The following is a 25,189-nucleotide window of genomic DNA, read 5'->3' as shown; positions in this document are numbered from 1 at the left end:
GACTCGGGACAACGGCGACGGGCGGCCATGGTGGGCCGTGGCCGGGGCGGCGTAAAGCGGGCGCGGATCACATGCCTGCATTCGGCGCCCGCATTCAGGTGACGCGCCGCGGCGCTTTGCACCACTTGGCCTAGAATGGCGCAACGCCGGCGCCAGCCGGTGATCCCCCGCCGATGACCGACACCCTGCAAACCGGGATGAGCAGACGATCGCCTTCGTGGCCGGGCACCCGCACGCTCGCCTGGGCGACGCTGGTGCTGCTCGTCGTCGCTTCGGTGGCGGCGTGGGTGCAGGGCGGCGATCACGACAGCGTCGAGCGCGTCGCCATCGCGACGGCCGTGGATGCCCGTCTTCCCGAAGGAAGCGTCGATCGCACGATAGACCGACCGCGCGCGAGCGCGATCCAGGCGCCGGACGCCGCACCGGCGACGCGTTCGGCGGTCCGGCAGGCGTTCGATTCCAGCCGCGACCTGTTCGCCTACGCGCAATCGCTCGAGCCGGCCGCGCGCGAGCGCGATGCCGACGCGATCTGGATGATCAGCCGCGTCTACGAATACTGCTCCGGCTTCGCGACATCGCCGGCCGCGTTCGATCGCGACACGCGCGTGATCGGCGAGATGGGCATGCGCGGCTCCGCGGCGATGGTCGCCGCGCGCGAGCGCGTCAGCGAGCGTTGCGCGCGTTTCGCCCCGCAGGACGAACTCACGCCGCGGATGATCGTGCTCAAGCGCGTGGAAGCGGCCGAAGCCGGCAGCGTTGCCGCCGAGGCCTCGCTGATGGCCTCCGGCGAGCCGCTGAAGGACACGCCCGAATACAAGCGCGAGCTCGTCGAGCGCGTGCAGAAGTCCGAAGACCCCGAAGCCTATTCGGCGCTCGCGCCGGCGATGGGCATCGCGGCCAGCGGCAAGGTCGAGTACAGCGACAAGGTCGCCGGCACGCAGTTCTCCGAACTGGCCTGGCAACTGGCGGCATGCCGGCTGGGCATGGACTGCACGGCCGACAGCGCGCTGATGACCTCCTACTGCGCCAACGGCGGCATCTGTTCCAGCGTGCCCGGGCAGGATTTCGAACGCTTCGTCTTCGACGCCGCCGTGCCGCGTCAGGGCGTGGACGTGATCAACGACATGGTCGACTCGCTCATGGGCGGGAAGAGGGAACTGAGATGAAGAGTGTTGCACTGACAACGAGGCCGCTGGCGGGAAAGGTCCGCCGGTATTTCTGGGTGCTGCTGTTCGCCACCTACTCGGTGGGGGCGGCCGGCGTGATGATCGATGTGCTCGCCGACGAGTACCGCCACCTGTCCCAGGTCGCGGTGACGACGGCGCGTTCGTCCGAGGAGCTGCGGATGTCGGGTGCGGCGCAGGTTGCGGCGGTGTACCGGGCCAGCAGCGGCGCGCCGTTCTCGACGTTGCCGCCGGGCAGCACGTTCAAGGTCGTCTGGCCCGACGGCTCCAGCGAATACGTCATGGTGGTCAATCCGGCGTCGAGCGCCGGCACGCAGCCCATCGCCGGTACGCAGAGCACGGGCAGGAAAATCGGCAACAACGACCTGACCGATGCCGCGGCCGATGCCTCCGGGGCCGTGCATCGCTGATGCTGTGAACCTCTTTGCGGGCGCCCTTCAGCGCGACGCCCGCTCCGCGCGCCCGGCGGGCGCGGTCTCGAACTGCGGCGGGACGAAATCCACCGGCACCCGCACGATCGACCCCGATTCCTGGCGCTCGGACTGGATGCGCCAACCCCAGGCGGTAGTGATCGCCGACTGGTCCAGCTGCGGATAGCCCGACGACTCGCTCAGGCGCACCGCACGCACTTCCCCGCACGGATTGACCAGCAGGCGCAGCTCGACGCGGCCGCCATCGCCGTGGCGCGCGAGCGAAGCCGGGTAGCGCGGCGCCGGCATCTGTTTCGGTGCCGGCGTGCAGGCTTCCTTCTCTATCAGACCCCGCCACGCGTCGTAGGACGCCGAATCGTCGCGCGTGGCCGGTTCGGGCGGCGCCATCGCCGCGGTGTCGGCGCGCAGCTTGCGGCACGAAGCGGCGGCCGGATCGCAGTGCACGCGGGCGAGGACGCGGTAGTTCTGAGCGTCGGAGCGGTCGATCACCTGCACCGCCGCGCCCGGCCAGCGTCCCGCGTCCGGCGGCGAGAAGGTCCACTGTCCGGCGGACTCGCCGCTGTCGATGGAAAAGCTCGTCAGATCGGGGCGGAAGGCGAAGTAGTCCGCGTCCGGCAACGCGGCCAGTTCGCGCTCGTCCATCGCGCCGCTGGTGCGGTACCAGGCGAGCAACTGCTCGCGGTACAGCCGCGCGACGTCGTCGTCGGCGTCGCCGACAAGTTCGACCTTCAGCCAGTCGGTCGGCGCCTTCGCCCCGGCGCGCTTGTCGGCGGCTTGCTTCTGGGACGTGCGCTTGTCGGCCGCGGGGGATTTCGACGCGGCGGCGACCTGCAGCGACGACAGGCCGATCATGAGCATGACGAGCAGGCGCGGGGACATGCGGGCTCCGGAGGCGGGTGCTGCGACCAGCGTACAAAGAAAAACCGCGGCCTGGGCCGCGGTCTGGGGTCACACGATGGAGAGCGCCTTTTCCTTCTGTTCCTTCAGGCGCTTTTCCAGGTAGTGGATGTTCATGCCGCCCTGCTGGAAACCGGCGTCGGACATGATCCGCTGCTGCAGCGGGATGTTCGTCTTGATGCCGTCCACCACCATCTCCGACAGCGCAACGCGCATGCGCGCGATGGCCGTTTCGCGATCGGGCCCGTGCACGATCAGCTTGCCGATCATCGAGTCGTAGTTCGGCGGCACGCGATAGCCTTCGTAGATGTGGCTGTCCACGCGCACGCCCGGGCCGCCCGGTGCATGGAAGTGCTGGATCAGGCCGGGGAACGGCATGAACGTCTCCGGATCCTCGGCGTTGATGCGGCACTCGATCGCGTGGCCTTCCAGCACGACGTCGCTCTGCTTGATCGAGAGCTTGTGGCCGGCGGCGATCATCAGCTGCTCGCGCACCAGGTCGATGCCGGTGACCAGTTCGGTGACCGGATGCTCCACCTGGATGCGGGTGTTCATCTCGATGAAGTAGAAGCGGCCGTTCTCGTAGAGGAACTCGAACGTGCCGGCGCCGCGGTAGCCGATGCGCAGGCAGGCTTCCACGCAGACCTTGCCGATTTCCGCGCGCTGTTCCGGCGTGATGCCCGGCGCCGGCGCTTCCTCGACGACCTTCTGGTGACGGCGCTGCATCGAGCAGTCGCGCTCGCCCAGGTGGATCGCGCCGCCCTGGCCGTCGGCGAGGACCTGGATCTCCACGTGGCGCGGGTTCTCCAGGAACTTCTCCATGTAGACCATGTCGTTGCCGAACGCGGCTTTCGCCTCGGACTTCGTGGTCTGGATCGCCGCAGTGAGGTGCGCCTCGGTGTGCACCACGCGCATGCCGCGACCGCCACCGCCACCCGCGGCCTTGACGATGACCGGATAGCCGATCTCGCGCGCGATCTTGACGTTGGTCGCCGCGTCGTCGCCGAGCGGGCCGCCGCTGCCGGGCACGCACGGCACGCCGGCGGACTTCATCGCGCGGATGGCTTCGACCTTGTCGCCCATCAGGCGGATCGTGTCGGCCTTCGGCCCGATGAAGATGAAGCCCGACTGCTCCACGCGCTCGGCGAAGTCGGCGTTCTCCGACAGGAAGCCGTAGCCGGGATGGATCGCCTGCGCGTCGGTGACTTCCGCCGCGGCGATGATGGACGCCATGTTGAGGTAGCTGTCGGTCGACGGCGCCGGGCCGATGCAGACCGACTCGTCGGCCATCGCGACGTGCTTGAGGTTGCGGTCGACGGTGGAATGCACCGCGACCGTGCGGATGCCCAGCGCGTGGCACGCGCGCAGGATGCGCAGCGCGATTTCACCGCGGTTGGCGATTACGACTTTGTCGAGCATGGGCTGTTCTCTGGAACGGGGACGGGGCAGTTCACGTGGGCGTGGCCTGAGCCTCGCCCGTCGCGCTTACCCGATGACGAACAGCGGCTGGTCGAACTCGATCGGCTGGCCGTTCTCGACCATCACCTTCAACACCGTGCCGGCGACGTCGGCCTCGATCGGGTTGAACATCTTCATCGCCTCGATGATGCCCAGCGTGTCGCCGGCCTTGACCGCCTGGCCGACCGTGACGAACGCCGGCTTGTCCGGCGAGGGCGAGCCGTAGAAGGTGCCGACCATCGGCGCACGGACGATGTGGCCCGGCGGCAGGTCCGCGGCAGGCTTGGGCGCGCCGCCGCTGGCTGCTTCAGTCGGGCCGTGCATCGGCATGACCGGCGCCGGCTGCGGGGCGGCCTGCATGATCGGCGCCGCGGCGACCTGGATGCCCTTCGGCGTGCGGGCCAGGCGGACGGATTCCTCGCCTTCCTTGATCTCGATCTCGGCGAGGTTGGATTCCTCGAGCAGGTCGATCAGCTTCTTGATTTTGCGCAGGTCCATGTTCGGGCCTCAGGTTGCGTGCGCCCGGCGAGCGGGCAGGCAGGTGGATGTCAGGGCGTCCCGGCGGGCGCGGCCATCCGGGCCAGCGCTGCGTCGAGTGCGTATCGGTAGCTGTCCGCGCCGAAGCCGCACACCACGCCGACCGCCAGGTCGCTGAAGTAGCTGGTGTGGCGGAAGGGCTCGCGGCGGTGCGGGTTGGACAGGTGGACTTCGATGAAGGGCAGGGCGACGGCCGCCAGAGCGTCGCGGATGGCCACGCTGGTATGGGTGAAGGCCGCCGGGTTGATCAGGATGAAGCTGGTGCCGTCCTGGCGCGCGGCCTGGATGCGGTCGACCAGCACGTGCTCGGCGTTGGACTGCAGGCTCTCGAAGGCGTGGCCGGCCGCCTGCGCGCGCTCGCGCAGCGAGGCGTCGATGTCGGCGAGCGTCGCGCGGCCGTAGACCTCCGGCTCGCGCGTGCCGAGCAGGTTGAGGTTGGGGCCGTGCAGGAGCAGCAGCTTTGCCATCGGGGCCGGAAACACGCGCCAACGCGCGTCGATTGGGGGCGAAGGCCGGCAGTGTGCGCCATGCCCGATGGGGTGTCCAGACGTTCGCCGCCGTATCGACGAAGTTCGCGGAATTTAATCGGGCGTTTGAGTGGTCGCTCTAATCCGCGACCCAGTTATCGATTTCGCCATGCTGGAACGGCCCAATCTTCTGCCTGATCAGGCGGCCGTCGGCGGAAATCAGCGCCGTATAGGGCAGGACGCCCTTCGGATTGCCCAGTTGGACGCCCGCGTCGCGCGGGCCGGCTTCGTCCAGCAGGATCGGATAGCGCACGGGAACACGCTTGAGGAACGCCTCCACGGCGGCCGCGTCATCCAGCGCGATGCCGACCACTTGCGTGCCGTTCGCGCCCTGGGAGGCCGCATAGCGATCCAGCTCGGGCATTTCCTCGATGCACGGGCCGCACCAGCTCGCCCACAGGTTCACCAGCACCGGTCGGCCGGCGTACGCGGCGGGCAATTCGACGGTGGCGCCGTCGAGTGCGGGAAGGCGGATCGTCGGGACGGCTTCGCCGCGCCGTGCGACCGGAAGATCGGCGGGCGGCTTCGGCGCGCTCGCGTCCATCGCCGACTGCAGCGCGCGCTGGCCGACCTCGGTACGCAGCAGCGGACCCGGACCGTTGACCACGAGGCCGGCGACCACGCCCAGCGCGCCGGCGATGGCCGCAACGAGCAGGATCTTCGCAGTCGAACCCATCAGCGGGTCGCCTGCTCCGACCCTGCGCGGCCGGCACGTTCGACGAAGTTCTCTGCTTCCTCGAAGCCGAACAGCCGCAGTTCGCGGCGCTCCGCGCCGCCCTGGTACCACAGCGTCGCCGGCGGGCCGATGATGCCCAGGCGCTTCATCAGTGCCTGGTCGACGTCGTCGTTGGCGGTGACGTCGGCCTTGAGCAGCACGAAGCCGTCCAGCGCCTTGTGCACGGCCGGATCGGGGAAGGTGTACTTCTCCATTTCCTTGCAGGCCACGCACCAGTCGGCATAGAAGTCGAGCATTAGCGGCTTTCCGGCCGCCTGCGCTGCGGCGATCTCGCGGTCGAGGTCGGCCGTCGACTTGATCTTGCGGAACGGCAGCTCGGCTTCGACCTGCGCGCCTCCGCCGACGAGACCGGCCAGCGGCTTGAAGGGATCGCGGCTGCCGGCCATCGCGCCGACCAACTGCGCGGCGCCGAACAGGCCGAGCACCAGCGCCGCCGTCCAGCCCATGATCCGCGCACCGTCGTGGCGCGAATTGCGCACCGCGGTGGCCGTGGTCGCCGCCGCGGCGAGCAGCAGCACGCCCCAGAGCGCGAGCGTCACCGGCGCCGGCACGATGCGCGAGAGCATCCACACCGCCAGCCCCAGGAAGACGAAGCCGAACGCGCGCTGCACCGCGACCATCCACGGCCCGCTGGTCGGCAGGCCCTTGCCGGCGGCGACGCCGAAGACGAGCAGCGGCACGCCCATGCCCATCGCCAGCAGGAACAGCGCCGCGCCGCCGAAGGCCGGATCCTGCGTCTGGCCGATGTAAAGCACGGCTGCCGCCAGCGGCGGAGCGACGCAGGGGCCGACGATCAGCGCCGACAGGGCGCCCATCATCGCCACGCCGGCGAGCGAGCCGCCACGCTGGCGATCGCTCATCGCGCCGAGCTTCGATCGCAACGCGGACGGCAGCTGCAGTTCGTACAGCCCGAAGCTCGACAGCGAAAGCACGACGAACAGGGCGGCAAAGGCAACGATCACCCACGGCGTCTGGAAGGCCACCTGCAGGTTCGCACCGACCAGGCCCGCGACGACGCCGGCCGCGGTGAACACCAGCGCGCTCGCCAGCACGTACACGAACGACAGCGTCAGCGCGCGACGGACGCCGAGGTTCGGGCCCTGGCCGGCGATGAGGCCGGAGAGGATCGGGATCATCGGCAGCACGCACGGCGTGAACGACAGTCCCAGACCCAGCGCGAAGAAAGTCAGCAGCGCGAACCAGCGCCCCTTGCCGGACAGCGCGGCGGCGAGGCGCGCGTCTTCGGCCTGTTCGCCGTTGGCTGCGTTGGTCGCGGGCGCGCGATCGCCGGTCGATGTCGCGGCCGAAGGAGCGGGCGCGGTCGGCGTCGGTGCGACGGCGGTATCGCTCGCGGGAGGCTGCGCGGGCGCCGCGCCCTGCTCACCGGCCGCAAGCGGAAGCTGCGTCGAAGGCCCGTTCGAGATCGCCTGCACCTTCCGCGCGGGCAGCGCGACGTCAACCACCCGCGTCATCGGCGGATAGCAGATGCCGTCCGTCTGGCAGCCCTGGAATCCGGCCGTCAGTCGCAGGGTCGCCGGCTCGGTCGTGCGTGCGCTCACCGGCACCGGCACGTCGATCTGGTCGAAGTACACCGTGACGTCGCCGAAATGCTCGTCGCGATGCGCCACGCCCTTCGGCCAGCGCGGTGCGCCGAGCGCGAAGCCGGCCTTGGTCGCAGCGGCGTCGAGTTTCAGCGTGGTCTTGTCGCGATACAGGTAATAGCCGCGCGCCGGGGTGAAGCGCAGCAGCAGCGTGTTGCCGTCGCCGGCGATCGCCTCGAAACCGAACGCCTGCTCCGGCGGCAGCGGCAGCGCATCGGTGCCGGTGCCGGCGTTCTGGCCGAGCAGCCCGCCACCCAGCGGCGCGTTGCCACGCGGGCCGAAGTTCACCAGCGGCTTGGCGTTGTCCTGCGCGGCGGGGGGCAGCGCAACGGTCACGCTGCGCGTCTGCGGCGGGTAGCAGATGCCGGCGTCGGCGCAGCCCTGGTACTTGATCTTCAGCGTGACCTGGCGCGCGCTGGCCTGGCCGGGGAGCACGGCGGTGAGCTGCTGCCGGTAGGTTTCGACCTTGCCGAAGAACTCGTCCTCGTGCTGATCGCCCCTGGGCAGTTGCAGCGGCTGCGCGGCGAAGCCGGCGTCGGCCTGCACGGCGATGCGGTGGCGATACAGGTAATAGCCGTCGGCGATGCGCCAGCGGATCTCGATGCGGTCGGCGGACGGCGCCTCGGCCCGCAGCGCGAAGGCGTCGTCGACCGGCAGCAGGTCGTCGGGATCGATCGCGGCGGCGGCGGGCATCGCGGCGAATGCGAGCGCGAGCGGGAGGAAAAAGGAAAGCAGGCGCGCGGCGCGCGTCCGGATCGGGTCAGTCATCGTCACGTGTCTGTTCGTCCACCCAGCCGAGGTAGGCGGCGAGGCCGCCGACGGCTTCGACCGCGAGCGCCTCGGGCAGTTCATACGGATGCAGCGTCTTCAGCCGCGCGATCAGTTCGTCCTGGCGCGCCGCCGTGGTCTTGATCAGCAGCAGGACTTCCCCGCTGCGTTCGATCGCGCCCTGCCAGCGGTACACCGAGCGGAGGCCGGGCAGCACGTTCACGCACGCGGCCAGTCGCTCGTCCACCAGCGCGGTGGCGAGGGCGTCGGCGGTCTGTGCGTCGGGGCAGGTGCTGAGCACCAGCCGCACGCGCGGGTCGGTGGCCGTGGGCATGAGGGGCGCCAGTGTAGGGCCTGCCTGCGGCCGCTGCCCGTGCCGGGCCGGCCCGCAGCGTTCCGTCGGACCTTGCACGATGCGCCCCCGGATGGCGTAGGCTGCCGGCGCCGGCGTTCCGCTGGCCGGCCAGGAGGTTCGATGTCCCATCGCCCGTTGCTCGCATCGCTCGGCCTCGTGCTGGCACTCGCCAGTTCCGTCGCGATGGCCCAGACCGGAGACGCGCACGGCATCCGCGTGCGTGCCGCCTGCGCGCAGGCGACGCCGGCGCCACGGCTGTTGCTGGACCTCAGCTGCGAGAGCGCGATGAACTGCTGGAGCGATCCGGCCGACCTCAGCGTGCTCGACCTGGAGTCCGGCGAGCGCCTGGCGACGTCCGGGCGCGACCTGGTCTACGTCGACGCGTCCGGCGCGCCGCAGGCGGAGCCGCCGATGCAGGGCACGATCCGCGCCGTGTGGACGGCCGTGCTGGCCGCGCCGCTGACCGCGAAGCAGCTCCAGCTCGTGCAGGGCGACGAGACCGCGACGGCGGCGTTCGCCCCGGCCGCCGATTGCGCGGCGCTTCCGGCGGCCGCGGTCCGGCGCCTGGCAGGCGGCTGAGACGCTACACGCGCGCCGTCTTCGCCGTGACGCGCGCTCGCCCGGTACGCAATTCGGCCAGCTGCTCGACGACTTCCACCAGCGGCGCCCTGGAGCGCGTCGGCGCCGCGCGGAAGGCGGCCAGCAGGCGCAGTTCGAGCGGATCCTCGACCAGCACGGCGTCGGCCGCCGCCACCGAATCCAGCGCCGTATCGGCCGACAGGCCCATGCTGCCGCGGCCGGTCGCCAGCCATTCGAACTGGACACCGGTGACCAGTGCGATCTCGCGCAGGTGCGCCACGCTGGGGAACTTGCCGCGCGCCGCCTCCCAGTGACCGACCGCACTGCGCTGCACGCCGACGGCGGCCCCGAGTGCGGCCTGCGAGAGGCCGGCGTGACGGCGGGCGAGGCGGATCCGCTGCTGGGGTGTCATCGCGGCTACCTATGGTCACAGGGTGAACGACATACACTCGAAGCTGTGCGCTGTCGGTAGCCGGTGCGCCACCGAAAGCAAGTCCGGATCGCAGATTCTGGCAAACCTTCGGGCCGGATGGATACCGCTGGTCAGCAGGCGCAAGCAGTCCGGAGCTGGCCCGAACGCGAAGGAGCGCACACCATTGCCGTGCGCCGCGTCAGGCGCAGGTTCGAAGCACGTGCGCAGGGATGGCGCCGGGCCAGGACGGCAACTTCGATACCAAGGAGCGCGTTCCACGGGGCGCGCTCTTTCTTTTTTTGGCCGGCGCCTTGCCGGCGCCGCACGCTTCCCGCGTTCGAACCAGTCGCTCCCGCCTGCACCGGATATGTCGGGCAGGCCTTGAAAGGTTCCGCTGCCGCCCCATCTCCGACGGATCCCGGTTCGCCGGGTACTGTTTGCCCGCGATCTTGGCACTCGTCGCGGGCGACTGCTAAAATTTCGACACTTTTTCCGCTGTTTCAACCACTTACAGAGGTGTTCGTCGCCATGAATATCAAGCCGCTCTACGACCGCGTGGTCATCAAGCGCATGGAAGAAGAAAAGATGTCCGCTGGCGGCATCGTGATCCCGGACTCCGCCACCGAGAAGCCGATCAAGGGCGAAGTCGTCGCCGTCGGCGAGGGCAAGGCGTTCGACAACGGCAACGTGCGCGCCCCAAAGGTCAAGGTCGGCGACAAGGTCCTGTTCGGCAAGTACAGCGGCACCGAAGTGAAGCTGGACGGCACCGAATACCTGGTGGTGAAGGAAGACGACATCTTCGCCGTGCTCGGCTGAAAGCCGTGATTCGTGTTCCGGGAATGGCGATTCGGACGAGCGCAGCGCGCTGACCGATCCCCCCGCATCACGAACCTCATGGTTGTCGCTTTCCACGAATCACAAATCACGAATCACGAATCCCGGAGTTAAGAACCATGGCAGCCAAGGAAATCCGTTTCGGTGAGGACGCGCGCGTCAAGATGGTGCGCGGCGTCAACATCCTCGCCAATGCCGTCAAGGCAACGCTCGGCCCGAAGGGCCGCAACGTCGTGCTCGAGAAGAGCTTCGGCGCCCCGACCATCACGAAGGACGGCGTGTCCGTCGCCAAGGAAATCGAGCTTGCCGACAAGTTCGAGAACATGGGCGCGCAGATGGTGAAGGAAGTCGCGTCCAAGACCTCCGACAACGCCGGTGACGGCACCACCACCGCCACCGTGCTGGCGCAGGCGCTGATCCGCGAAGGCATGAAGGCCGTCGCCGCCGGCATGAACCCGATGGACCTCAAGCGCGGCATCGACAAGGCCGTCGCCGAAGCCGTGGGCGAGCTGAAGAAGATCTCCAAGCCGTCCTCGACGTCGAAGGAAATCGCCCAGGTCGGCGCGATCTCGGCCAACAGCGACACCAACATCGGCGACCTCATCGCGCAGGCGATGGACAAGGTCGGCAAGGAAGGCGTGATCACCGTCGAAGACGGCTCGGGCCTCGAGAACGAACTCGACGTCGTCGAGGGCATGCAGTTCGACCGCGGCTACCTGTCGCCGTACTTCATCAACAACCAGCAGTCGATGCAGGCCGAACTGGACGATCCGTTCATCCTGCTGCACGACAAGAAGATCTCCAACGTCCGCGACCTGCTGCCGGTGCTGGAAGGCGTCGCGAAGGCCGGCAAGCCGCTGCTGATCATCGCCGAGGAAGTCGAAGGCGAAGCGCTGGCGACGCTGGTGGTCAACACCATCCGCGGCATCGTGAAGGTCTGCGCCGTCAAGGCCCCGGGCTTCGGCGACCGTCGCAAGGCGATGCTGGAAGACATGGCCATCCTGACCGGTGGCACCGTGATCTCCGAGGAAGTCGGCCTGCAGCTGGACAAGGCCACCATCAAGGACCTCGGCCGCGCGAAGAAGGTGCAGGTCTCCAAGGAGAACACCACCATCATCGACGGCGCCGGCGATGCCTCGGGCATCGAAGGCCGCATCAAGCAGATCAAGGCGCAGATCGAGGAGACCTCCTCCGACTACGACCGCGAGAAGCTGCAGGAGCGCGTGGCCAAGCTGGCCGGCGGCGTGGCGGTGATCAAGGTCGGTGCCTCGACCGAGATCGAGATGAAGGAAAAGAAGGCGCGCGTCGAAGACGCCCTGCACGCCACGCGTGCGGCGGTGGAAGAAGGCATCGTGCCGGGCGGCGGCGTCGCGCTGCTGCGTGCCAAGGCGGCGATCGCCGGCCTGAAGGGCGCCAACGAAGACCAGAACCACGGCATCCAGATCGCCCTGCGCGCGATGGAAGCGCCGCTGCGCGAGATCGTGACCAACGCCGGCGAAGAGCCGTCGGTCATCCTCAACAAGGTCATCGAAGGCAAGGGTGCGTTCGGCTACAACGCCGCCAACGGCGAGTACGTCGACATGCTCGAAGCCGGCATCCTGGACCCGACCAAGGTCACGCGTACCGCGCTGCAGAACGCCGCGTCGATCGCCGGCCTGATGATCACGACCGAAGCGATGGTCGCCGAGCTGCCGAAGAAGGAAGAGCCGGCGATGCCGGGCGGTGGCATGGGCGGCATGGGCGGCATGGACTTCTAAGTCCCGCTTCCCGCGTCACGCGACACGAAGAACCCCGCAGCGATGCGGGGTTCTTTTTTGTGCGATCGGGCGTCGTGCGCACAACGCGTCGAGCCGATAAGCTCGCGCGCATGCCGACCTCCCTGATCATCGTCGACGACTTCCTCAGCACGCGCGACGCGCAATCGCTGCGCGAGGTCGGACTGCAACTTACCTATCCCGAGCAGCAGGGCGCGTTTCCGGGGCGCAATTCGCTCGAACGCATCGAGATGGACGGCCTGGACCGCACGGTGTCGAACATCGTCGGCGAACGGGTCAAGCCGATCTCGCCGCTGCAATCGCACGCGAAGTTCCGCATGACGCTGGCCGCCGACAAGGGCCGCGCGAAGGTGCACATCGACCAGGCGTACTGGTCCGGGATCCTCTACCTCAGTCGTCCCGAGGATTGCCGCGGCGGCACCGAATTCTTCCGACACCTCCCGACCAACAGCGAACGTGCGCCGTGGAGCCAGGAGGAAGCGCGCGCGATGGGGTACGACTCGCTGGAGCACATGCACCAGCAGGTGATCGAGAAGGACACCAACGACGACGCGAAATGGGAGCGGACGATGACCGCGCCGATGCGTTTCAACCGGCTGGTGCTGCTGCGCCCATGGCTGTGGCACACCGCGGGGCCGGCATTTGGCGACCGCATGGAAAATGGCCGGCTGGTGTACCTGATGTTCTTCGCGGGCGCGTAATTGCGCCCGGAAGACCCTGTTTCCAAACCTGAACAGGGCTGGCGTTACAGGTCGATTGAAGCGCTATTTGAACCGCTGAGTTCTATTTTGCAGTGCAGCGTGCATTGCACCTAACGGTTCCTTCACGATCAGCGCGCATCCCGACGTGGGGGAGGGAGCAGGCCCGCAACCGGTTCGACCGGGGCGGGCTTTTTATTTGCCTCGTCGGCATGCCTCTTGCCGCGAGCATGTCGTGCGCGCTCCGATAGCGCGCAGTTCAGATCGACGAAGCGAACGCGCGTGACAGAATCGGCGCGATGACTTCCCCCGCATCCGCTTCGCCGCCCGACCGATTCCAACCGCTGCTGGCGCGTGTCCTTCCGCGCCTGCGCGCCGTGCTGCCCGGCGAGCTTCTCACCGATCCGCACGCGATCGTCCGCATCGAACGTGTCGCTATCGCGAGCGACTTCGCCATCGACACGCTCGTGCGACAGCCGGAACTGCTGGAGCGCCTCCTGCGCGACGACGGCGCCGAGCCGCCTGCGGAACCGGTGCTCGACGCCGGCAACCGCGCCGACTGGCCCGCGCTGCTGCGTCGCTATCGCGCCGCCGGCTCCACGCGGTTGATCTGGCGCGACGCGCTCGGCCTGGACGACGTCGACGCGACACTTGCCGGCAGCACGCATCTGGCCGAGCGGTGCCTGCAGATCGGCCTGAACGCGGTAGAGACCGAATTCGCCCAGCGCCACGGCGTGGTGCGCCATCGCGACGGCAACGCGCAGCGGCTGGTCGTGTTCGGCCTGGGCAAGCTCGGCGGCGGCGAACTCAATTTCAGCTCCGACGTCGACCTGGTCTATACCTACGAACACGACGGCGAATCGGACGGCGCGCGTCCGCTCGATGCGGAGCACTACTTCGCGCGCCTCGGCCAGCAACTGGCGAAACTGCTCGACGAACCGACGGTGGACGGTTTCTGCCATCGCGTCGACCTGCGCCTGCGGCCGTACGGCAACGCAGGCCGCGTCGCGTGGTCGTTCAACGCGATGGAGCAGTACTTCCAGCGCGAAGGCCGCGACTGGGAGCGCTATGCGTGGCAGAAGGCGCGACCCGTCGCCGGCGACGCGGCAGCGGGCGAGCGCTTTCTCGACAGCCTGCGTCCGTTCGTCTATCGCCGCTACCTCGACTTCGGCGCGCTGGATGGCCTGCGCGGCATGAAGGCGGCCATCACCGCCGAAGTCGCGCGCAAGGAACTGGCCGACGACATCAAGCGCGGGCCCGGCGGCATTCGCGAGATCGAATTCCTCGTGCAGGCGCTGCAGCTGATCTACGGCGGGCGCGAGCCCGACCTGCGCGATCGCCGCCTGCTACTGTCGTTGCGCGCGCTGGTGGACGCGCGGCAGATGGGCGCCGAGGCCGGCGACCTGCTCGCCGATGCGTACCGCTTCCTGCGGCGACTGGAAAACCGCCTGCAGATGCTGCGCGATGCGCAGACGCATGCGCTGCCCGAGCGCGAGGACGACCGCGACCGCATCGCCTTCGCACTGGGTTTCGACGACTGGACCGCGCTGCGCGAAGCGCTCGACGTGCAACGCGCCCGCGTCGCCACCGAATTCGAAGCGCTGCTCGCGCCACGTCGCCGCCGCAACGCGCCCGACGCGCTGACGACGTACTGGCGCGCGCTGCCCGACGGCGGGGACAGCGAAGCCCTGGCCGACGCGGGCTTCGTCGAAGCGGGCAACGCGGACGGCGCGCTGCGCGATTTCGCGCGCAGTCCGGGCGTGCGTGGCCTGTCGGACAGTGCGCGCGGACGCCTCGATCGCGTGATGCCGTCGCTGTTGCAGGCGGCGGCCGCGTCGAGCGAGCCGATGCTCGCGCTGCGGCGGCTGCTCGCATTGCTGCACAACGTGCTGCGTCGAAGCGCGTACCTGGCGCTGCTGGACGAACAACCCGTCGCGCTGGCGCGTCTGGTCGAAGTCGTCTCGCACAGCGCGCTGCTCGCCGAACGCCTCGCGTCGTATCCGTTGCTCCTCGACGAGCTGCTGGACGCACGCGTCGCCGGCCCGCTGCCGGGTCGCGACGAACTGCATGCGGCATGCGCAGACGCCGCGCCTGGCGCCGACGACGACGCCGAAGCCGTGCTCCAGGTGTTGAACGAAGTCCGGCAGGCATTGAGCTTCCGCATCGCGATGGCGGTACGCGACGGCCGCCTGTCCGCGGTCGATGGCGCGCGCCAGCTCGCGTGGCTCGCCGACGGCGTGGTGATGCGCGTGCTGCGACTGGCCGAACATGAAGTCGCCAGTGCGCACGGCCGTGTCCCCGGTGCGCGCTTCGCGGTGATCGGCTACGGCAGCCTCGGCGGCGAGGAGCTCGGCTTCGGTTCCGACCTCGACCTGGTCTTCATCTACGACGCGCCGGGCGGCGAACACGCGCATTCCGATGGTGCGCGACCGCTCGAAGTCACGCGCTGGTTCGCGCGCGTCGCGCAGAAGGTCGTCGCGCTGCTCGGCGCGGTGACGGGTGCGGGTCGGCTTTACGACGTCGATGTCCGCCTTCGCCCCGACGGCGCGAAAGGCCTGCTCGTGTCGAGCCTTGCGAGTTACCGCGACTACCAGCGCGATCGCGCGTGGACGTGGGAACACCAGGCGCTGGTGCGGGCGCGTTTCGTCGCGGGCGATGAATCGCTGGGCGCGGACGTCGAGGACGTGCGTCGCCAGACGCTGTCGCGCACGCGCGACATGGAGCGCGTGCGTGAGGACGTCGTGTCGATGCGCCGTCGCATGCGTGCAGAACTCGACCGCACCGACGCCGCGGCGTTCGACCTGAAGCAGGGCGAAGGCGGCCTGGTCGATCTCGAATTCCTGCTGCAGTACGCCGTGCTCGCGCATTCGGCGCAGCACCTGCAGTGGCTGTCCTCGCGCAACACCTGCGAGCTGATCCAGGCGACCGGCGAAAGCGGCTGGCTCGACGAAAACGAAGTCGGAGCGTTGACGCAGGCGCACGCGACGCTCGTCGATGCGGGCCTTGCGTGTACGCTCGATCGTCGCCCTCGAAGGCTCCCGATCAACGACGCGATCGCCACCGCACGCGCGGCGATTTCAGGCGCGGCGAAGCGGCACGGACTGGACTTCGATCAGGACGCCAGTCGCTGACGGACTTCGCCCGCCACGCGCGCGGTTTCGCGCAGCGGCGTGATCGCAAAACGTCCGGCATCATCGCCGAACGAACGCACGCGGCCGGTGTGCAGCAGCGATTCGACGAACCGGCGCGGTCGTCCTTCGACGCGTTCGTGGCCCGCGACGAACACCGGTGCCCATGTCGCGCAGGCTTCGGACAGCATGTTGACCGAGTCGGCGGTGCAGACGATGCGGTCGGCCCAGGCGAGCAGGCCGGCGTAGGGGTTCGGGCCATCGGCGCCGTCGGTCCAGATCAGGCCGGGCACGCCGCGCAGTCGATCGCGCAACGCGGCGGCGACATGCGTCGGCGTGCGGCGCGACGTCGTGGCGAGCACGCTGCCGCCTTCATCGCGCGCGACACGTTCGACGTTGAGCAGCAGCGCGTCGTACATCGCGTCGTCGAAACGCGCGTGCGCGCTGGCGCCGCCGACGAGCAGCGTCGTGCGTGGGCCGGGCAGGGCGCCGATGTCGGGGAACGCGTGGCGACCGGCCGCGAGCCAGAGGTCGTCGACCGGATTGAGGCTGCCGATCATCGAGATGACGTTGTCGCCGTGAAGTCCGTCGTGTTCGGGCGCGATGACGAGGTCCCAGTGCCGCGTATCGATGCGGGGATCGAGGATCTGCACCGCACGCGCACCACGCGATCGCAACAGCCGCGTCGCCAGGCCGGCCTGGCGGCCACAACCGATCGCCAGCGACGGTGGGGTTCGCATCGCCTGCTTGAACGTGCGGCCGAACGCATTCGAGCAACCCGGCAACGCCCGTGGCGCGAACCACCGCCATGGCGTGCGCGGGGCCAGCGTCCACGCGCGGAAGGGCTCGGCCAGCGCGGTCGCGAGCGCCTGCGCCTGGCGCACGTTGCCGGCATGGCCGTCGGTGATCGTCCAGGTCGAGGGCCCGCGTGAGGGTGCGGAATCGGGTCTCGTTCGTTGCACGTTTGTGAGTAATCCGTTCCGGATCAGTCGGCTGTTGCGAACGTGCCAGACTCTACACTCTCGAACCTCGGCCGCGGCGGTGTCGCGGCTCACCACGGAGCACACGATGTCGCAGAACACCCCGCCGCTGCCCGCGTCCGCGCTGGACCAGCTCTTCCGCACCGCCCGCACGCACAACGAGCTCAAGGGTGAGGTGAGCGACGAGACGCTGCGCGAACTCTACGACCTGGCCAAGTGGGGCCCGACCAGCGCCAACATGTCGCCGCTGCGCCTGGTCTTCGTGAAATCGCCCGAAGCCAAGGCCAAGCTCGCCCCCGCGCTGGACGAAGGCAACCACGCCAAGACGATGGCCGCGCCGGTCACCGCGATCGTCGCCCACGACCTCGCGTTCTACGAAAAGCTCCCGTACCTGTTCCCGCACACCGATGCGCGCGGCTGGTTCGAGGGCAAGCCGGAGGCGGACCTGACCACCATCGCGCTGCGCAACGGCAGCCTGCAGGGCGCCTACGTGCTCATGGCCGCGCGCGCGCTGGGGCTGGATACCGGCCCGATGTCGGGCTTCAACAATGCGCTGGTGGACGAAACCTTTTTCGCCGGCACGAAGATCAAGTCCAACTTCCTGATCAACCTCGGCCATGGCGACACCGCCAAGCTGTTCCCCCGTTCGCCGCGCCTGTCCTTCGACGAGGCGGCGCGGATCCTGTAACGCCGCAGTACCCGCTCGCCCTGCACACCTCACGGAGATTTCCCGCATGTTCAAGCGCATCGCCCTCACCGCGGCCCTCATCGCCGCCAGTACCGCCGCCAGTACCGCCGCCTTCGCCGCCCCCGTCACCTACAAGATCGACCCGAACCACACCGACGTCGTCGCGAGCTGGAGCCACTTCGGCTTCTCCAACCCGATCGCGCATTTCGGCCAGGTCGACGGCAGCATCACCTACGATCCGAAGAACGTCGGCACCTCGAAGGTGGACGTGACGATCCCGCTCGCGGGCCTGGATTCGCACGTGGAGAAGTTCGACGAACACCTGCGCAGCGCCGATTTCTTCGACGCCGAGAAGTATCCGAACATCACCTTCAAGAGCACCAAGGTCGAAGCGGCCGGCGACAAGAAGCTGCGCGTGTTCGGCGACCTGACCATCAAGGGCGTGACCAAGCAGGTCGTGCTCGACACCACGATCAACAAGATCGGCGAGCAGCCGATGGCCAAGCGCGCCGCCGCGGGCTTCGATGCGACCACGACGATCAAGCGCAGCGACTTCGGCGTCGACAAGTACGCGCCGAACGTGAGCGACAACGTCACCATCCGCATCACGACCGAAGCGGTCGTGCCTGCCGCCAAGTAAGCCGCGGGCGGACATCGGGGGCGGGAACGGGGACAATGTCCCGGTTCCCGCCCTTGTCGTTTCCAGCGTCCAGATGATCGTCCAGCGCCCCTCCAGCGAACGCGGCCAGTCCGCCGCCTCCGGCCGCGACAGCCGCCACGCGTTCTCCTTCGGCGGCCATTACGACCCGCAGTGGATGGGCTTCGGCCCGTTGCGCGTGCTCAACGAGGATCGCCTCGATCCCGGCGCGGGCTTCGACACGGCGCGCCATGCGAACATGGAACTGCTGGCGTTCGTCGTGTCCGGCGAACTCGCGCACGAGGACGCGATCGGCGGCAACGGCGTCGTTCGCACCGGCGAGCTGCAATGGCTCAGCGCCGGCCACGGCACCGAGCACGCCGAACGCAACGCATCGGCCTCCGAACCGCTGCACCTGCTGCAGTTGTGGATCCAGCCGTCGCGCCTGAACCATGAGCCCGCTTACGCGCGCCGCGCCGCTGCGCCCGCCGACGCGCGCGGCTGGACGCTGCTCGCCTCCGGCGATGGCGCCGACGGCAGCCTCGCGATCCGGCAGGACGTGCGCGTCCTGCAGGTCCGGCTCGATCGCGGTGAGACGGCGGACGTCGCGATGGATCCGTCGCGGCTGTACTGGGTACAGGTCGTGGACGGCGAGGCGACCGCGAACGACGGCATCGCGCTGCGTGCCGGCGACGCGCTGGGCGTTCACGACGAGGCCGGCACGTTGCGCCTGACGGGGGCCAGCGATGGGCGGGCGCTCGTCCTCCTGCTGGACCTGCCCCAGTAGGGGTGAGTCGCGCCGTTTCGCGCCGGCCTTCGCATCGGGGCTGGTAAACTTGCGGCCCCGCGTCGCCACAGCCGTTCCGACCCATGACCGCAGCCAACGCCCATCCGACCCAGGCCAACGCCGAGCAGCGCTATGTCGTGCATCGCGCCGACCTGCCGCTGAGCTGCCCGCTGCCCTCGATGGCGCTGTGGAACTCGCATCCGCGCGTGTACTTGCCCATCGAAGCCGAGAACGGCGAGGTGCAGTGCCCGTACTGCGGCTCGCATTTCGTCCTCGAAGACTGACCTCCGCGCCGCGCCGGTGCCGCGAATTCCTTCCGCGGAGCCGCGCATGCGCCGGCTGACCGTCGTCCAGCTGCTGCCCGCCCTCGAATCGGGCGGCGTCGAACGTTCCACCCTCGAGATCGCGCAGGCGCTGGTCGATGCCGGCCATCGCGCGATCGTCGTGTCCAGGGGCGGCCGGCTCGTGCCGCGCCTGCTCGCATCGGGCGCCGAGCACGTCGCGCTCGACATCGGGCGCAAGTCGCCGCTGACCTTCCGCCACGTGTTCGCGCTGCGTGCGCTGTTCGAGCGCGAAGGCGTGGACATCGTGCATGCGCGTTCGCGCCTGCCCGCATGGGTGGGCGAATTCGCGCTGCGCAGCCTGCCGGCGTCGACACGCCCGCGCTGGGTCACGACCGTGCACGGACTCAATTCGCCGTCGCGCTACAGCGCGGTGATGACGCATGGCGAACGCGTGATCTGCGTGTCGGACACCGTGCGCGACTTCGTGCTGCGCCAATACCCCGCGGTCGATGCATCGAAGCTGCGCGTGATCCCGCGCGGTATCGATCCGCGCACGTTTCCGCGCGCGCCGCATCCCGATCGCGAGGCGCGTGCGTGGGCCGCGGCGCTGCATCCGGCGCTCGGGGGCGATGGTCCGCTGCTGCTGTTGCCCGGACGCGGCACGCGCCTGAAAGGACACGCCGACGCACTCGCACTGCTTTCGCGCGTGCGCGGGGACGGCGTCGACGCACGACTCTGGCTGCCCGGCGCGCGCGAGGCCGGACGCGAGGCGTACATCGCCGAACTGGAAGGCGAAGCGGCGACGCTCGGCATTGCCGACGCGGTGGCCTTCACCGAACCGACCGACGCCATCGCCCGTGCGTATGCGGCCAGCGACGTCGTGCTGCAGCTGTCGCGCAAGCCGGAGGCGTTCGGCCGCACGGTGCTCGAAGCCTGGTCGGTGGGTCGCCCGGTGCTCGGCTGGGCGCACGGCGGCGTCGGCGAACTGCTCTCGAACTGGCAGCCCGATGGCGCGGTGGCGCAATTCGATCTCGATGCCCTGTATCGCCGCGGCTACGAACTTCTTACGCATCCGGCGACGCCGCCGGCTACGATTCCGCATTCGTTGCATGCGATGCAGGAGGCCACGCTTGCCGTCTACGCCGAGCTCGTCGATGAATCCCGCTGACACCGCGCCGGCCGAAGGTCGCGTGCGCGGCTGGCGCTGGGCGCCTGCGTGGATCCTCGCCTACGTCGCGCTCTGGCCCGCACCGGGCTATGCCGAAGGCGTGCTCGTGCTCGGCGCGCTGGCGGCAATCGTGCACCTGGCGCTGTCGCGATTCCGCGGTGGCGCGAAGCTGCTGAGCAATCCCGCGTGGGCGCTCACCAGCGTGCTGTTCTTCGCGTACTGGACGCCCGAGCTGGTGTCGGCGATCGACGCCATCGACCCCGCACGCGCGCTCCGCGAAGCGGCGGTCGACCTGCGCTACCTGCCGTTCCTGTGGCTGGTCGCCTCGGCCGTGGCCGATCCGCGCGGTCGGCGCATCACCTTCGGCGGCCTGGCGATCATCGTAGGCATCTGGACGCTCGACGCGCTCGCGCAGGCGGCGACCGGCGCGAGCCCGCTGTTCTCCGGCATCGACGGCATCAAGCGCGCCATCAGCGGCCACGGCATGTGCACGCCGCAGGAAGTGGCAGCCGTCGATCGCCTCAGCGGCGTGCTCGGCCCGTGCAACCTCAAGCTCGGCCCGGTGCTTGCGAGCCTGTCGCCGTTCCTGCTGTTCGTCGGCGGGCGTCGCATGGGCACGGCCGGCTGGCTGCTGGCCGCCGCGGCGATCGGCATCGTGCTGGTGCTGGCCGGTTCGCGGGCGTCGTGGATCACCTATGCCGTCGCGCTGGTGCTGTCGGGCTGGCGACTGGTCGGCTGGAAGAAGCTGATCGGCGTGTTCGCGCTGGGCGCCATCGTGATCGCCACGCTGAGTGCCACCGTGCCGCAGGTGCGCGAGCGCCTCATGCGCACCACGCATGCGGTCACCGCGGATGTGGAAGGCGTGGACAGCGCGCTCTCCGGCCGCGCACGCATCTGGAGCGCGGCGCTGTGCATGGCGCGCGAGCACCCGATCAACGGCATCGGCGCGCGTGGCTTCCGCGAGGCGTTTCCCGCATGCGATCCCGCGCCGGGTCAGACGGCGGCGTGGGGCACGGGCCCGGCGCTGCACGCGCACCAGATCGTGCTGGAAGTGCTCAGCGAAACCGGCGCGTTCGGCATGCTGCTGTGGCTGGCCGGTCTCGCACTCGCATGGCGCGCGTGGCGCTTCGCGGATGAGCAGGCGCGCGAACGCGCACGTCCGGCGATGTGGGCGCTCGCGGTGACGGTGTTCCCGATCAACACGCACCTGGCGTTCTATTCGACGTTCTGGGGCGGGCTGACGCTGCTGCTCGCCGCGCTGTACGCCGGCAGCCTGCTCGCGCGCGAATAGCCGTCAGCGCTTGCCGTAGGGCGAGGTCATGCCCGGCGGGCGGCGCTTGAAGCGGCGGTGGATCCACAGGTACTGCGTCGGGGCCTCGCGGACCATCGCCTCGATCGCCGCGTTGACGCGGGTGGAATCGGCCGCGGCGTCGTTCGACGGAAAATCCTCCAGCGGCGCGCCGACGCGCAACACGTAGTCGGCACCTTCGCGGCGATGGAAGAACGGCACCACGGCGCAGCCGCTCAGGCGCGCGAACTGGTGCGTGGCGGTGATCGTCGCCGCCGGCACGCCGAAGAACGGCGCGAAGACGGTGTCCTTGCCGCGCATGTCCTGGTCTGGCGCGTACCAGAGGAAGCCGCCCTGCTTGAGATGCCGGATTGCCGGGCGGATCTCGTCGTTGGTGAACATCGCCTTGGCGTAGCGCAGGCGACCACGCTTGACGGCCCATTCCATCACCGGGCTGCGATGACGGCGGTACATGCCGGTCAGCGGCAGGTGGTCGCACATCAGGCGGCCGCACATCTCCAGCGTCATGAAATGGCCCGACACCATCAGCACGCCGCGGCCCTGCGCGCGGATGTCGTCCAGCAGTTCCAGCCCTTCGATGCGCACGGTGCGGCGCATCGGCGCGGCCGAGCCCCACCACGCGCGGGCGAACTCGAAGAACCCGATGCCCAGGTCGCGGAAGCTGTCGCGCAGCAGGCGCTCGCGCTGGTCGGCGGACATCTCCGGAAAGCACAGCTCCAGATTGATCTGCGCGGCCTTGCGCCGCGATGATCCCACCAGCAGCGCGAACGCGCCGATCAGCCGACCGAGGCCGCGCTGCACCGACCACGGCAGGCGCGCGCCCAGGCACATGACGCCGAGCGCGAGCCACATCGGCCAGTGGCGCGGACCGAACGGCGGAGACGGGGGCGAGGTGGGGGATTCGACAGCCTTGGGCATCCGCAGATTCTACGGGGCGGCTGCCTGCATGCAGTAGACGCTCGCGATGCGAGCGCTATCCGCGCCGACTGAGCAACGCGCGGACGGCGGATCTTCGCCCGGCCGTCACCGGCTTCGCTATCCTTATGCCGATGCCGAAAGACCCCATCGAGCGCCTGCTGCGCGGCCTGTATTCGGTCGCCCTGTATCTGTTGGCGCCGATCACGGTCTATCACCTGATCTGGCGCGGCCTGCGGCAGCCCGCGTATTTCCTGCGATGGCAGGAGCGTTACGCGCATTACGGCGATGCCCCGCCGATGCGCACGTTGTGGGTCCACGCGGTCTCGGTGGGGGAGGTCAACGCCGCCGTGCCGCTGGTCAACGCGCTGCGACGCGCGAGGCCGGACCTGCGCCTGCTGGTCACCACCATCACGCCGACGGGTTCGGAGCGCGTGCAGGCGCTGTGGGGCGATGCGGTCGAACACGTCTACCTGCCTTACGATCTGCCGGGCGCGGTCGGGCGTTTCCTCAAGCATTACCGCCCGTACGCCGCACTGATCATGGAAACGGAGCTGTGGCCTAGCCTGTTGTTCGGCTGCCGCGACGCTGGCATCCCCGCGGTCATCCTCAACGCGCGGTTGTCGGAGCGCTCGCTGCGCGGGTATCGCGTGCTTGCGCCGCTGGTCGCGCGCGCGCTGCGCACGGTGCGGACGGTGGCCGCGCAGTCCCATGCCGATGGCCAGCGTTTCGTGCGGCTCGGCGCGAATCGGGAGCAGGTCGCTGAAGTGGGCAACCTGAAGTTCGACGTCGCCGTGCCGGAAGACCTCGCCGGTTTTGCGGCGCAGTGCCGTGCACGCTGCGGCGAACGTCCCGTCTGGATCGCCGCGAGCACGCACGAGGACGAGGAGATGGCGGTGATCGCGATCCATCGCCAGCTGCGCGCGCAGTTTCCCGACCTGCTGATGCTGTGGGCGCCGCGCCATCCCGAGCGCTTCCGCACCGTCGCCGATACCGCGCGTGCCGCGGGCTGGAACGTATCGACGCGCTCGCGCCAGCAATGGCCGCAGGCGGACGATGCGGTGTTCGTGATCGACACGCTCGGCGAACTGATGAGCTTCTACGCCTGCGCCGACGTCGCCTTCGTCGGCGGCAGTCTGCAGGCCATCGGGGGGCACAACCTGCTCGAACCTGCGGCGACCGGCACGGCGATCGTCACCGGGCCGCACCTGCACAACTTCGTCGAGATCGCCCAGCGCCTGGAAGATGCCGGCGCGTTGTGCGTGGCGCCCGACGCCGAGCACGTCGAACGCGCGCTGGCCGAACTGCTGTCTGATCGGGAACGACGCGAGCGCATGACCGACGCCGGCCGTGCGCTGGTCGAAACCGGTCGCGGGGCGCTCGCCCGCACGCTTGACCTGTTGCAGCCGCTGCTGCCGCCGCAAGGCTGATTCGCGGGACTTCGCGATTCTTCTGATGGTGCGCGACCGCGCACGCCGACAGACTTCACGGCCCGTGAACGCCCGGTGTTGCATCTGGCGACGGACATCACCTGAAGGAGCGAGTGACGTGAAGCAGCCATCCGGAAAGTCCATCGCGCACGACCATTCCGCATTTGCGATGCCGGGCCTGGCCCTGGCGGCATCGCTTTTGGTGTCCGCCTGCGCGAGCACGAGCGAGTCCGCCTCGTCTACCTCGCCCGCTTCGCCCATGTCGCCTGCTGCGACTGTGTCGTCTCCGGCGACTGCCGAAGCGGTGCCCGAGATTCGTCCTGGCGTGCTCGCGGGCTACCTCGGTCGCGAATTGCCGGACAGCCTGAAACTGCTGCCCGCGCCGCCGAAGGAAGGATCGGCCGCCTTCAGGCAGGACCAGGCCGTGAGCCGTGCTTCGCAGAAACTGCGCGGAACCGCGCGCGACACGCAGGCGACTTCCGACGCAGACCTGAGCTTCCCGCACGTGGCCGACGCGTTCTCGTGCGCGCTCGGCGTGCCGGTCTCACAGGATCAGTCGCCGCGCCTGTACCAGTTGCTTCGCCGCACGCTGACCGACGCGGGGCTCGCTACATACGCCGCGAAAGACCACTACAAGCGCACGCGTCCATTCGTGTTCTACAAGGAAGGCACGTGCGCGCCGAAGGACGAAGCGGCGCTGCGCAACGACGGCTCGTATCCGTCCGGCCACACCTCGATCGGCTGGATGTGGGCGCTGGTGCTGACACAGGTCGCACCCGATCGCGCCGATGCGTTGCTGGCGCGCGGGCGTTCCTTCGGCGAAAGCCGGCTGGTCTGCAATGCGCATTGGCAGAGCGACATCCTGGCGGGTCGCACGATCGCGTCGGGCACGTACGCAAAGCTGCAATCGAACGCGACCTTCCAGGCGGATGTCGCCGCGGCATCACAGGAAGTGCAGTCGCTGCGGGCGAGCGGGAAGACGCCTTCGGTGGATTGCAGCGCGGAAGCAGCGGCGCTCGCCATTCCCATCGACGGCGTCTTGTAGGCGATCGCCCAAAGAAGAAGGCCGGA

General features: G+C 69.2%; 25 protein-coding genes. 15 read left to right on the top strand and 10 right to left on the bottom strand.

Going from position 1 to position 25,189, the window contains the following annotated elements:
• Nucleotides 1–197 precede the first annotated feature (197 nt).
• Together GOY17_RS16450 and GOY17_RS16445 are read left to right on the top strand one after the other, a co-directional pair.
• Nucleotides 198–1,166, top strand: a complete 969-nt coding sequence (locus GOY17_RS16450; protein WP_232338464.1) for a hypothetical protein — start codon at nt 198–200, stop codon at nt 1,164–1,166.
• Nucleotides 1,163–1,594: a hypothetical protein gene (locus GOY17_RS16445; protein WP_232338463.1), complete on the top strand. Its 432-nt coding sequence runs from the start codon at nt 1,163–1,165 to the stop codon at nt 1,592–1,594. The genes GOY17_RS16450 and GOY17_RS16445 overlap by 4 nt, the downstream gene beginning before the upstream one ends.
• Nucleotides 1,595–1,621: 27 nt before the next feature.
• On the opposite strand, the gene GOY17_RS16440 is transcribed toward GOY17_RS16445, so the two are convergent.
• The 7 genes from GOY17_RS16440 to cutA all read right to left on the bottom strand — a co-directional run bounded on the left by GOY17_RS16440 (nt 1,622) and on the right by cutA (nt 8,473).
• Nucleotides 1,622–2,494 carry an energy transducer TonB gene (locus GOY17_RS16440; protein ID WP_157031185.1) on the bottom strand — a complete coding sequence of 291 codons (873 nt, stop codon included), beginning with the start codon at nt 2,492–2,494 and terminating at the stop codon, nt 1,622–1,624.
• 69 nt (nt 2,495–2,563) lie between these two features.
• Nucleotides 2,564–3,931, bottom strand: coding sequence for an acetyl-CoA carboxylase biotin carboxylase subunit (gene accC, locus GOY17_RS16435; RefSeq protein ID WP_115844264.1), 1,368 nt, complete (start codon nt 3,929–3,931; stop codon nt 2,564–2,566).
• 66 nt (nt 3,932–3,997) lie between these two features.
• Nucleotides 3,998–4,468 carry an acetyl-CoA carboxylase biotin carboxyl carrier protein gene (accB, locus tag GOY17_RS16430; RefSeq protein WP_115844262.1) on the bottom strand — a complete coding sequence of 157 codons (471 nt, stop codon included), beginning with the start codon at nt 4,466–4,468 and terminating at the stop codon, nt 3,998–4,000.
• Between the two features lie 50 nt (nt 4,469–4,518).
• Nucleotides 4,519–4,974 carry a type II 3-dehydroquinate dehydratase gene (gene aroQ / locus GOY17_RS16425; RefSeq protein ID WP_157031184.1) on the bottom strand — a complete coding sequence of 152 codons (456 nt, stop codon included), beginning with the start codon at nt 4,972–4,974 and terminating at the stop codon, nt 4,519–4,521.
• A gap of 139 nt (nt 4,975–5,113) precedes the next feature.
• The gene (locus tag GOY17_RS16420) at nt 5,114–5,710 is read right to left on the bottom strand and encodes a TlpA family protein disulfide reductase (protein WP_157031183.1); all 597 of its coding nucleotides are present in this window, start codon (nt 5,708–5,710) and stop codon (nt 5,114–5,116) included.
• Complete coding sequence (locus GOY17_RS16415) at nt 5,710–8,139, bottom strand: protein-disulfide reductase DsbD (RefSeq protein ID WP_157031771.1); 2,430 nt, start codon at nt 8,137–8,139, stop codon at nt 5,710–5,712. The genes GOY17_RS16420 and GOY17_RS16415 overlap by 1 nt, the downstream gene beginning before the upstream one ends.
• Nucleotides 8,132–8,473 (bottom strand): divalent-cation tolerance protein CutA, encoded by a 342-nt coding sequence (gene cutA / locus GOY17_RS16410; RefSeq protein ID WP_157031182.1) that lies wholly within the window; start codon nt 8,471–8,473, stop codon nt 8,132–8,134. The genes GOY17_RS16415 and cutA overlap by 8 nt, the downstream gene beginning before the upstream one ends.
• Before the next feature lie 141 nt (nt 8,474–8,614).
• Here cutA and GOY17_RS16405 point away from each other — a divergent pair, with 141 nt between their 5' ends.
• Nucleotides 8,615–9,073 (top strand): hypothetical protein, encoded by a 459-nt coding sequence (locus GOY17_RS16405; protein WP_157031181.1) that lies wholly within the window; start codon nt 8,615–8,617, stop codon nt 9,071–9,073.
• Nucleotides 9,074–9,077: 4 nt separating this feature from the next.
• On the opposite strand, the gene GOY17_RS16400 is transcribed toward GOY17_RS16405, so the two are convergent.
• The gene (locus GOY17_RS16400; protein ID WP_157031180.1) at nt 9,078–9,485 is read right to left on the bottom strand and encodes a helix-turn-helix transcriptional regulator; all 408 of its coding nucleotides are present in this window, start codon (nt 9,483–9,485) and stop codon (nt 9,078–9,080) included.
• 528 nt (nt 9,486–10,013) lie between these two features.
• Here GOY17_RS16400 and groES point away from each other — a divergent pair.
• The 4 genes from groES to glnE all read left to right on the top strand — a co-directional run bounded on the left by groES (nt 10,014) and on the right by glnE (nt 15,923).
• A complete protein-coding gene (groES, locus tag GOY17_RS16395) occupies nt 10,014–10,301 on the top strand; it encodes a co-chaperone GroES (protein ID WP_115844288.1) in 288 nt (95 codons plus the stop codon).
• A 137-nt stretch (nt 10,302–10,438) separates the two neighbouring features.
• Nucleotides 10,439–12,076, top strand: coding sequence for a chaperonin GroEL (gene groL, locus GOY17_RS16390; protein ID WP_115844248.1), 1,638 nt, complete (start codon nt 10,439–10,441; stop codon nt 12,074–12,076).
• A gap of 110 nt (nt 12,077–12,186) precedes the next feature.
• A complete protein-coding gene (locus tag GOY17_RS16385; RefSeq protein ID WP_157031179.1) occupies nt 12,187–12,795 on the top strand; it encodes a DUF6445 family protein in 609 nt (202 codons plus the stop codon).
• A gap of 296 nt (nt 12,796–13,091) precedes the next feature.
• Nucleotides 13,092–15,923, top strand: coding sequence for a bifunctional [glutamate--ammonia ligase]-adenylyl-L-tyrosine phosphorylase/[glutamate--ammonia-ligase] adenylyltransferase (gene glnE, locus GOY17_RS16380; RefSeq protein ID WP_157031178.1), 2,832 nt, complete (start codon nt 13,092–13,094; stop codon nt 15,921–15,923).
• Here the strand turns inward: glnE and GOY17_RS16375 are convergent.
• Complete coding sequence (locus tag GOY17_RS16375) at nt 15,905–16,882, bottom strand: mitochondrial fission ELM1 family protein (protein ID WP_157031177.1); 978 nt, start codon at nt 16,880–16,882, stop codon at nt 15,905–15,907. The two genes, glnE and GOY17_RS16375, sit on opposite strands and share 19 nt — an antisense overlap.
• 106 nt (nt 16,883–16,988) lie before the next feature.
• Here GOY17_RS16375 and GOY17_RS16370 point away from each other — a divergent pair, with 106 nt between their 5' ends.
• From GOY17_RS16370 to GOY17_RS16345, 6 genes are all read left to right on the top strand, one after another.
• The gene (locus tag GOY17_RS16370; protein WP_115844239.1) at nt 16,989–17,588 is read left to right on the top strand and encodes a malonic semialdehyde reductase; all 600 of its coding nucleotides are present in this window, start codon (nt 16,989–16,991) and stop codon (nt 17,586–17,588) included.
• Nucleotides 17,589–17,634: 46 nt separating this feature from the next.
• The gene (locus GOY17_RS16365; protein ID WP_232338462.1) at nt 17,635–18,228 is read left to right on the top strand and encodes a YceI family protein; all 594 of its coding nucleotides are present in this window, start codon (nt 17,635–17,637) and stop codon (nt 18,226–18,228) included.
• 73 nt (nt 18,229–18,301) lie between these two features.
• Nucleotides 18,302–19,012: a pirin family protein gene (locus tag GOY17_RS16360; RefSeq protein ID WP_157031175.1), complete on the top strand. Its 711-nt coding sequence runs from the start codon at nt 18,302–18,304 to the stop codon at nt 19,010–19,012.
• Nucleotides 19,013–19,095: 83 nt separating this feature from the next.
• On the top strand, nt 19,096–19,296 hold the full coding sequence (locus GOY17_RS16355; RefSeq protein WP_115844233.1) for a zinc-finger domain-containing protein: 201 nt from the start codon (nt 19,096–19,098) through the stop codon (nt 19,294–19,296).
• 46 nt (nt 19,297–19,342) lie between these two features.
• Complete coding sequence (locus GOY17_RS16350) at nt 19,343–20,464, top strand: glycosyltransferase (RefSeq protein WP_157031174.1); 1,122 nt, start codon at nt 19,343–19,345, stop codon at nt 20,462–20,464.
• On the top strand, nt 20,451–21,755 hold the full coding sequence (locus tag GOY17_RS16345; RefSeq protein ID WP_157031173.1) for an O-antigen ligase family protein: 1,305 nt from the start codon (nt 20,451–20,453) through the stop codon (nt 21,753–21,755). Before GOY17_RS16350 ends, GOY17_RS16345 begins: the two co-directional genes overlap by 14 nt.
• A gap of 3 nt (nt 21,756–21,758) precedes the next feature.
• On the opposite strand, the gene lpxL is transcribed toward GOY17_RS16345, so the two are convergent.
• Complete coding sequence (gene lpxL, locus GOY17_RS16340; protein ID WP_232338461.1) at nt 21,759–22,691, bottom strand: LpxL/LpxP family Kdo(2)-lipid IV(A) lauroyl/palmitoleoyl acyltransferase; 933 nt, start codon at nt 22,689–22,691, stop codon at nt 21,759–21,761.
• Nucleotides 22,692–22,822: 131 nt separating this feature from the next.
• On the opposite strand from lpxL, the gene waaA reads away from it, so the two are divergent.
• Together waaA and GOY17_RS16330 are read left to right on the top strand one after the other, a co-directional pair.
• Entirely contained in the window at nt 22,823–24,118 is a 1,296-nt protein-coding gene (gene waaA / locus GOY17_RS16335) for a lipid IV(A) 3-deoxy-D-manno-octulosonic acid transferase (RefSeq protein ID WP_157031172.1), read from the top strand.
• 169 nt (nt 24,119–24,287) lie between these two features.
• Nucleotides 24,288–25,163 carry an acid phosphatase gene (locus GOY17_RS16330; protein WP_157031769.1) on the top strand — a complete coding sequence of 292 codons (876 nt, stop codon included), beginning with the start codon at nt 24,288–24,290 and terminating at the stop codon, nt 25,161–25,163.
• Nucleotides 25,164–25,189: the final 26 nt, after the last annotated feature.

The sequence above is a fragment of the Lysobacter soli genome (assembly GCF_009755585.1).
GTDB lineage: Bacteria > Pseudomonadota > Gammaproteobacteria > Xanthomonadales > Xanthomonadaceae > Lysobacter_J > Lysobacter_J soli.
Note: the sequence above shows the minus strand (reverse complement) of the source record. Positions and strands in the feature narration are given on the sequence as shown.

Excerpts from the sequence above, each read along its gene's own strand:
- GOY17_RS16450 (WP_232338464.1), top strand. The coding sequence starts at position 198 with ATGAGCAGACGATCGCCTTCGTGGCCGGGCACCCGCACGCTCGCCTGG.
- GOY17_RS16445 (WP_232338463.1), top strand. The coding sequence starts at position 1,163 with ATGAAGAGTGTTGCACTGACAACGAGGCCGCTGGCGGGAAAGGTCCGC.
- GOY17_RS16440 (WP_157031185.1), bottom strand. The coding sequence starts at position 2,494 with ATGTCCCCGCGCCTGCTCGTCATGCTCATGATCGGCCTGTCGTCGCTG.
- accC (WP_115844264.1), bottom strand. The coding sequence starts at position 3,931 with ATGCTCGACAAAGTCGTAATCGCCAACCGCGGTGAAATCGCGCTGCGC.
- accB (WP_115844262.1), bottom strand. The coding sequence starts at position 4,468 with ATGGACCTGCGCAAAATCAAGAAGCTGATCGACCTGCTCGAGGAATCC.
- aroQ (WP_157031184.1), bottom strand. The coding sequence starts at position 4,974 with ATGGCAAAGCTGCTGCTCCTGCACGGCCCCAACCTCAACCTGCTCGGC.
- GOY17_RS16420 (WP_157031183.1), bottom strand. The coding sequence starts at position 5,710 with ATGGGTTCGACTGCGAAGATCCTGCTCGTTGCGGCCATCGCCGGCGCG.
- GOY17_RS16415 (WP_157031771.1), bottom strand. The coding sequence starts at position 8,139 with ATGACTGACCCGATCCGGACGCGCGCCGCGCGCCTGCTTTCCTTTTTC.
- cutA (WP_157031182.1), bottom strand. The coding sequence starts at position 8,473 with ATGCCCACGGCCACCGACCCGCGCGTGCGGCTGGTGCTCAGCACCTGC.
- GOY17_RS16405 (WP_157031181.1), top strand. The coding sequence starts at position 8,615 with ATGTCCCATCGCCCGTTGCTCGCATCGCTCGGCCTCGTGCTGGCACTC.
- GOY17_RS16400 (WP_157031180.1), bottom strand. The coding sequence starts at position 9,485 with ATGACACCCCAGCAGCGGATCCGCCTCGCCCGCCGTCACGCCGGCCTC.
- groES (WP_115844288.1), top strand. The coding sequence starts at position 10,014 with ATGAATATCAAGCCGCTCTACGACCGCGTGGTCATCAAGCGCATGGAA.
- groL (WP_115844248.1), top strand. The coding sequence starts at position 10,439 with ATGGCAGCCAAGGAAATCCGTTTCGGTGAGGACGCGCGCGTCAAGATG.
- GOY17_RS16385 (WP_157031179.1), top strand. The coding sequence starts at position 12,187 with ATGCCGACCTCCCTGATCATCGTCGACGACTTCCTCAGCACGCGCGAC.
- glnE (WP_157031178.1), top strand. The coding sequence starts at position 13,092 with ATGACTTCCCCCGCATCCGCTTCGCCGCCCGACCGATTCCAACCGCTG.
- GOY17_RS16370 (WP_115844239.1), top strand. The coding sequence starts at position 16,989 with ATGTCGCAGAACACCCCGCCGCTGCCCGCGTCCGCGCTGGACCAGCTC.
- GOY17_RS16365 (WP_232338462.1), top strand. The coding sequence starts at position 17,635 with ATGTTCAAGCGCATCGCCCTCACCGCGGCCCTCATCGCCGCCAGTACC.
- GOY17_RS16360 (WP_157031175.1), top strand. The coding sequence starts at position 18,302 with ATGATCGTCCAGCGCCCCTCCAGCGAACGCGGCCAGTCCGCCGCCTCC.
- GOY17_RS16355 (WP_115844233.1), top strand. The coding sequence starts at position 19,096 with ATGACCGCAGCCAACGCCCATCCGACCCAGGCCAACGCCGAGCAGCGC.
- GOY17_RS16350 (WP_157031174.1), top strand. The coding sequence starts at position 19,343 with ATGCGCCGGCTGACCGTCGTCCAGCTGCTGCCCGCCCTCGAATCGGGC.
- GOY17_RS16345 (WP_157031173.1), top strand. The coding sequence starts at position 20,451 with ATGAATCCCGCTGACACCGCGCCGGCCGAAGGTCGCGTGCGCGGCTGG.
- lpxL (WP_232338461.1), bottom strand. The coding sequence starts at position 22,691 with ATGCCCAAGGCTGTCGAATCCCCCACCTCGCCCCCGTCTCCGCCGTTC.
- waaA (WP_157031172.1), top strand. The coding sequence starts at position 22,823 with ATGCCGAAAGACCCCATCGAGCGCCTGCTGCGCGGCCTGTATTCGGTC.
- GOY17_RS16330 (WP_157031769.1), top strand. The coding sequence starts at position 24,288 with ATGCCGGGCCTGGCCCTGGCGGCATCGCTTTTGGTGTCCGCCTGCGCG.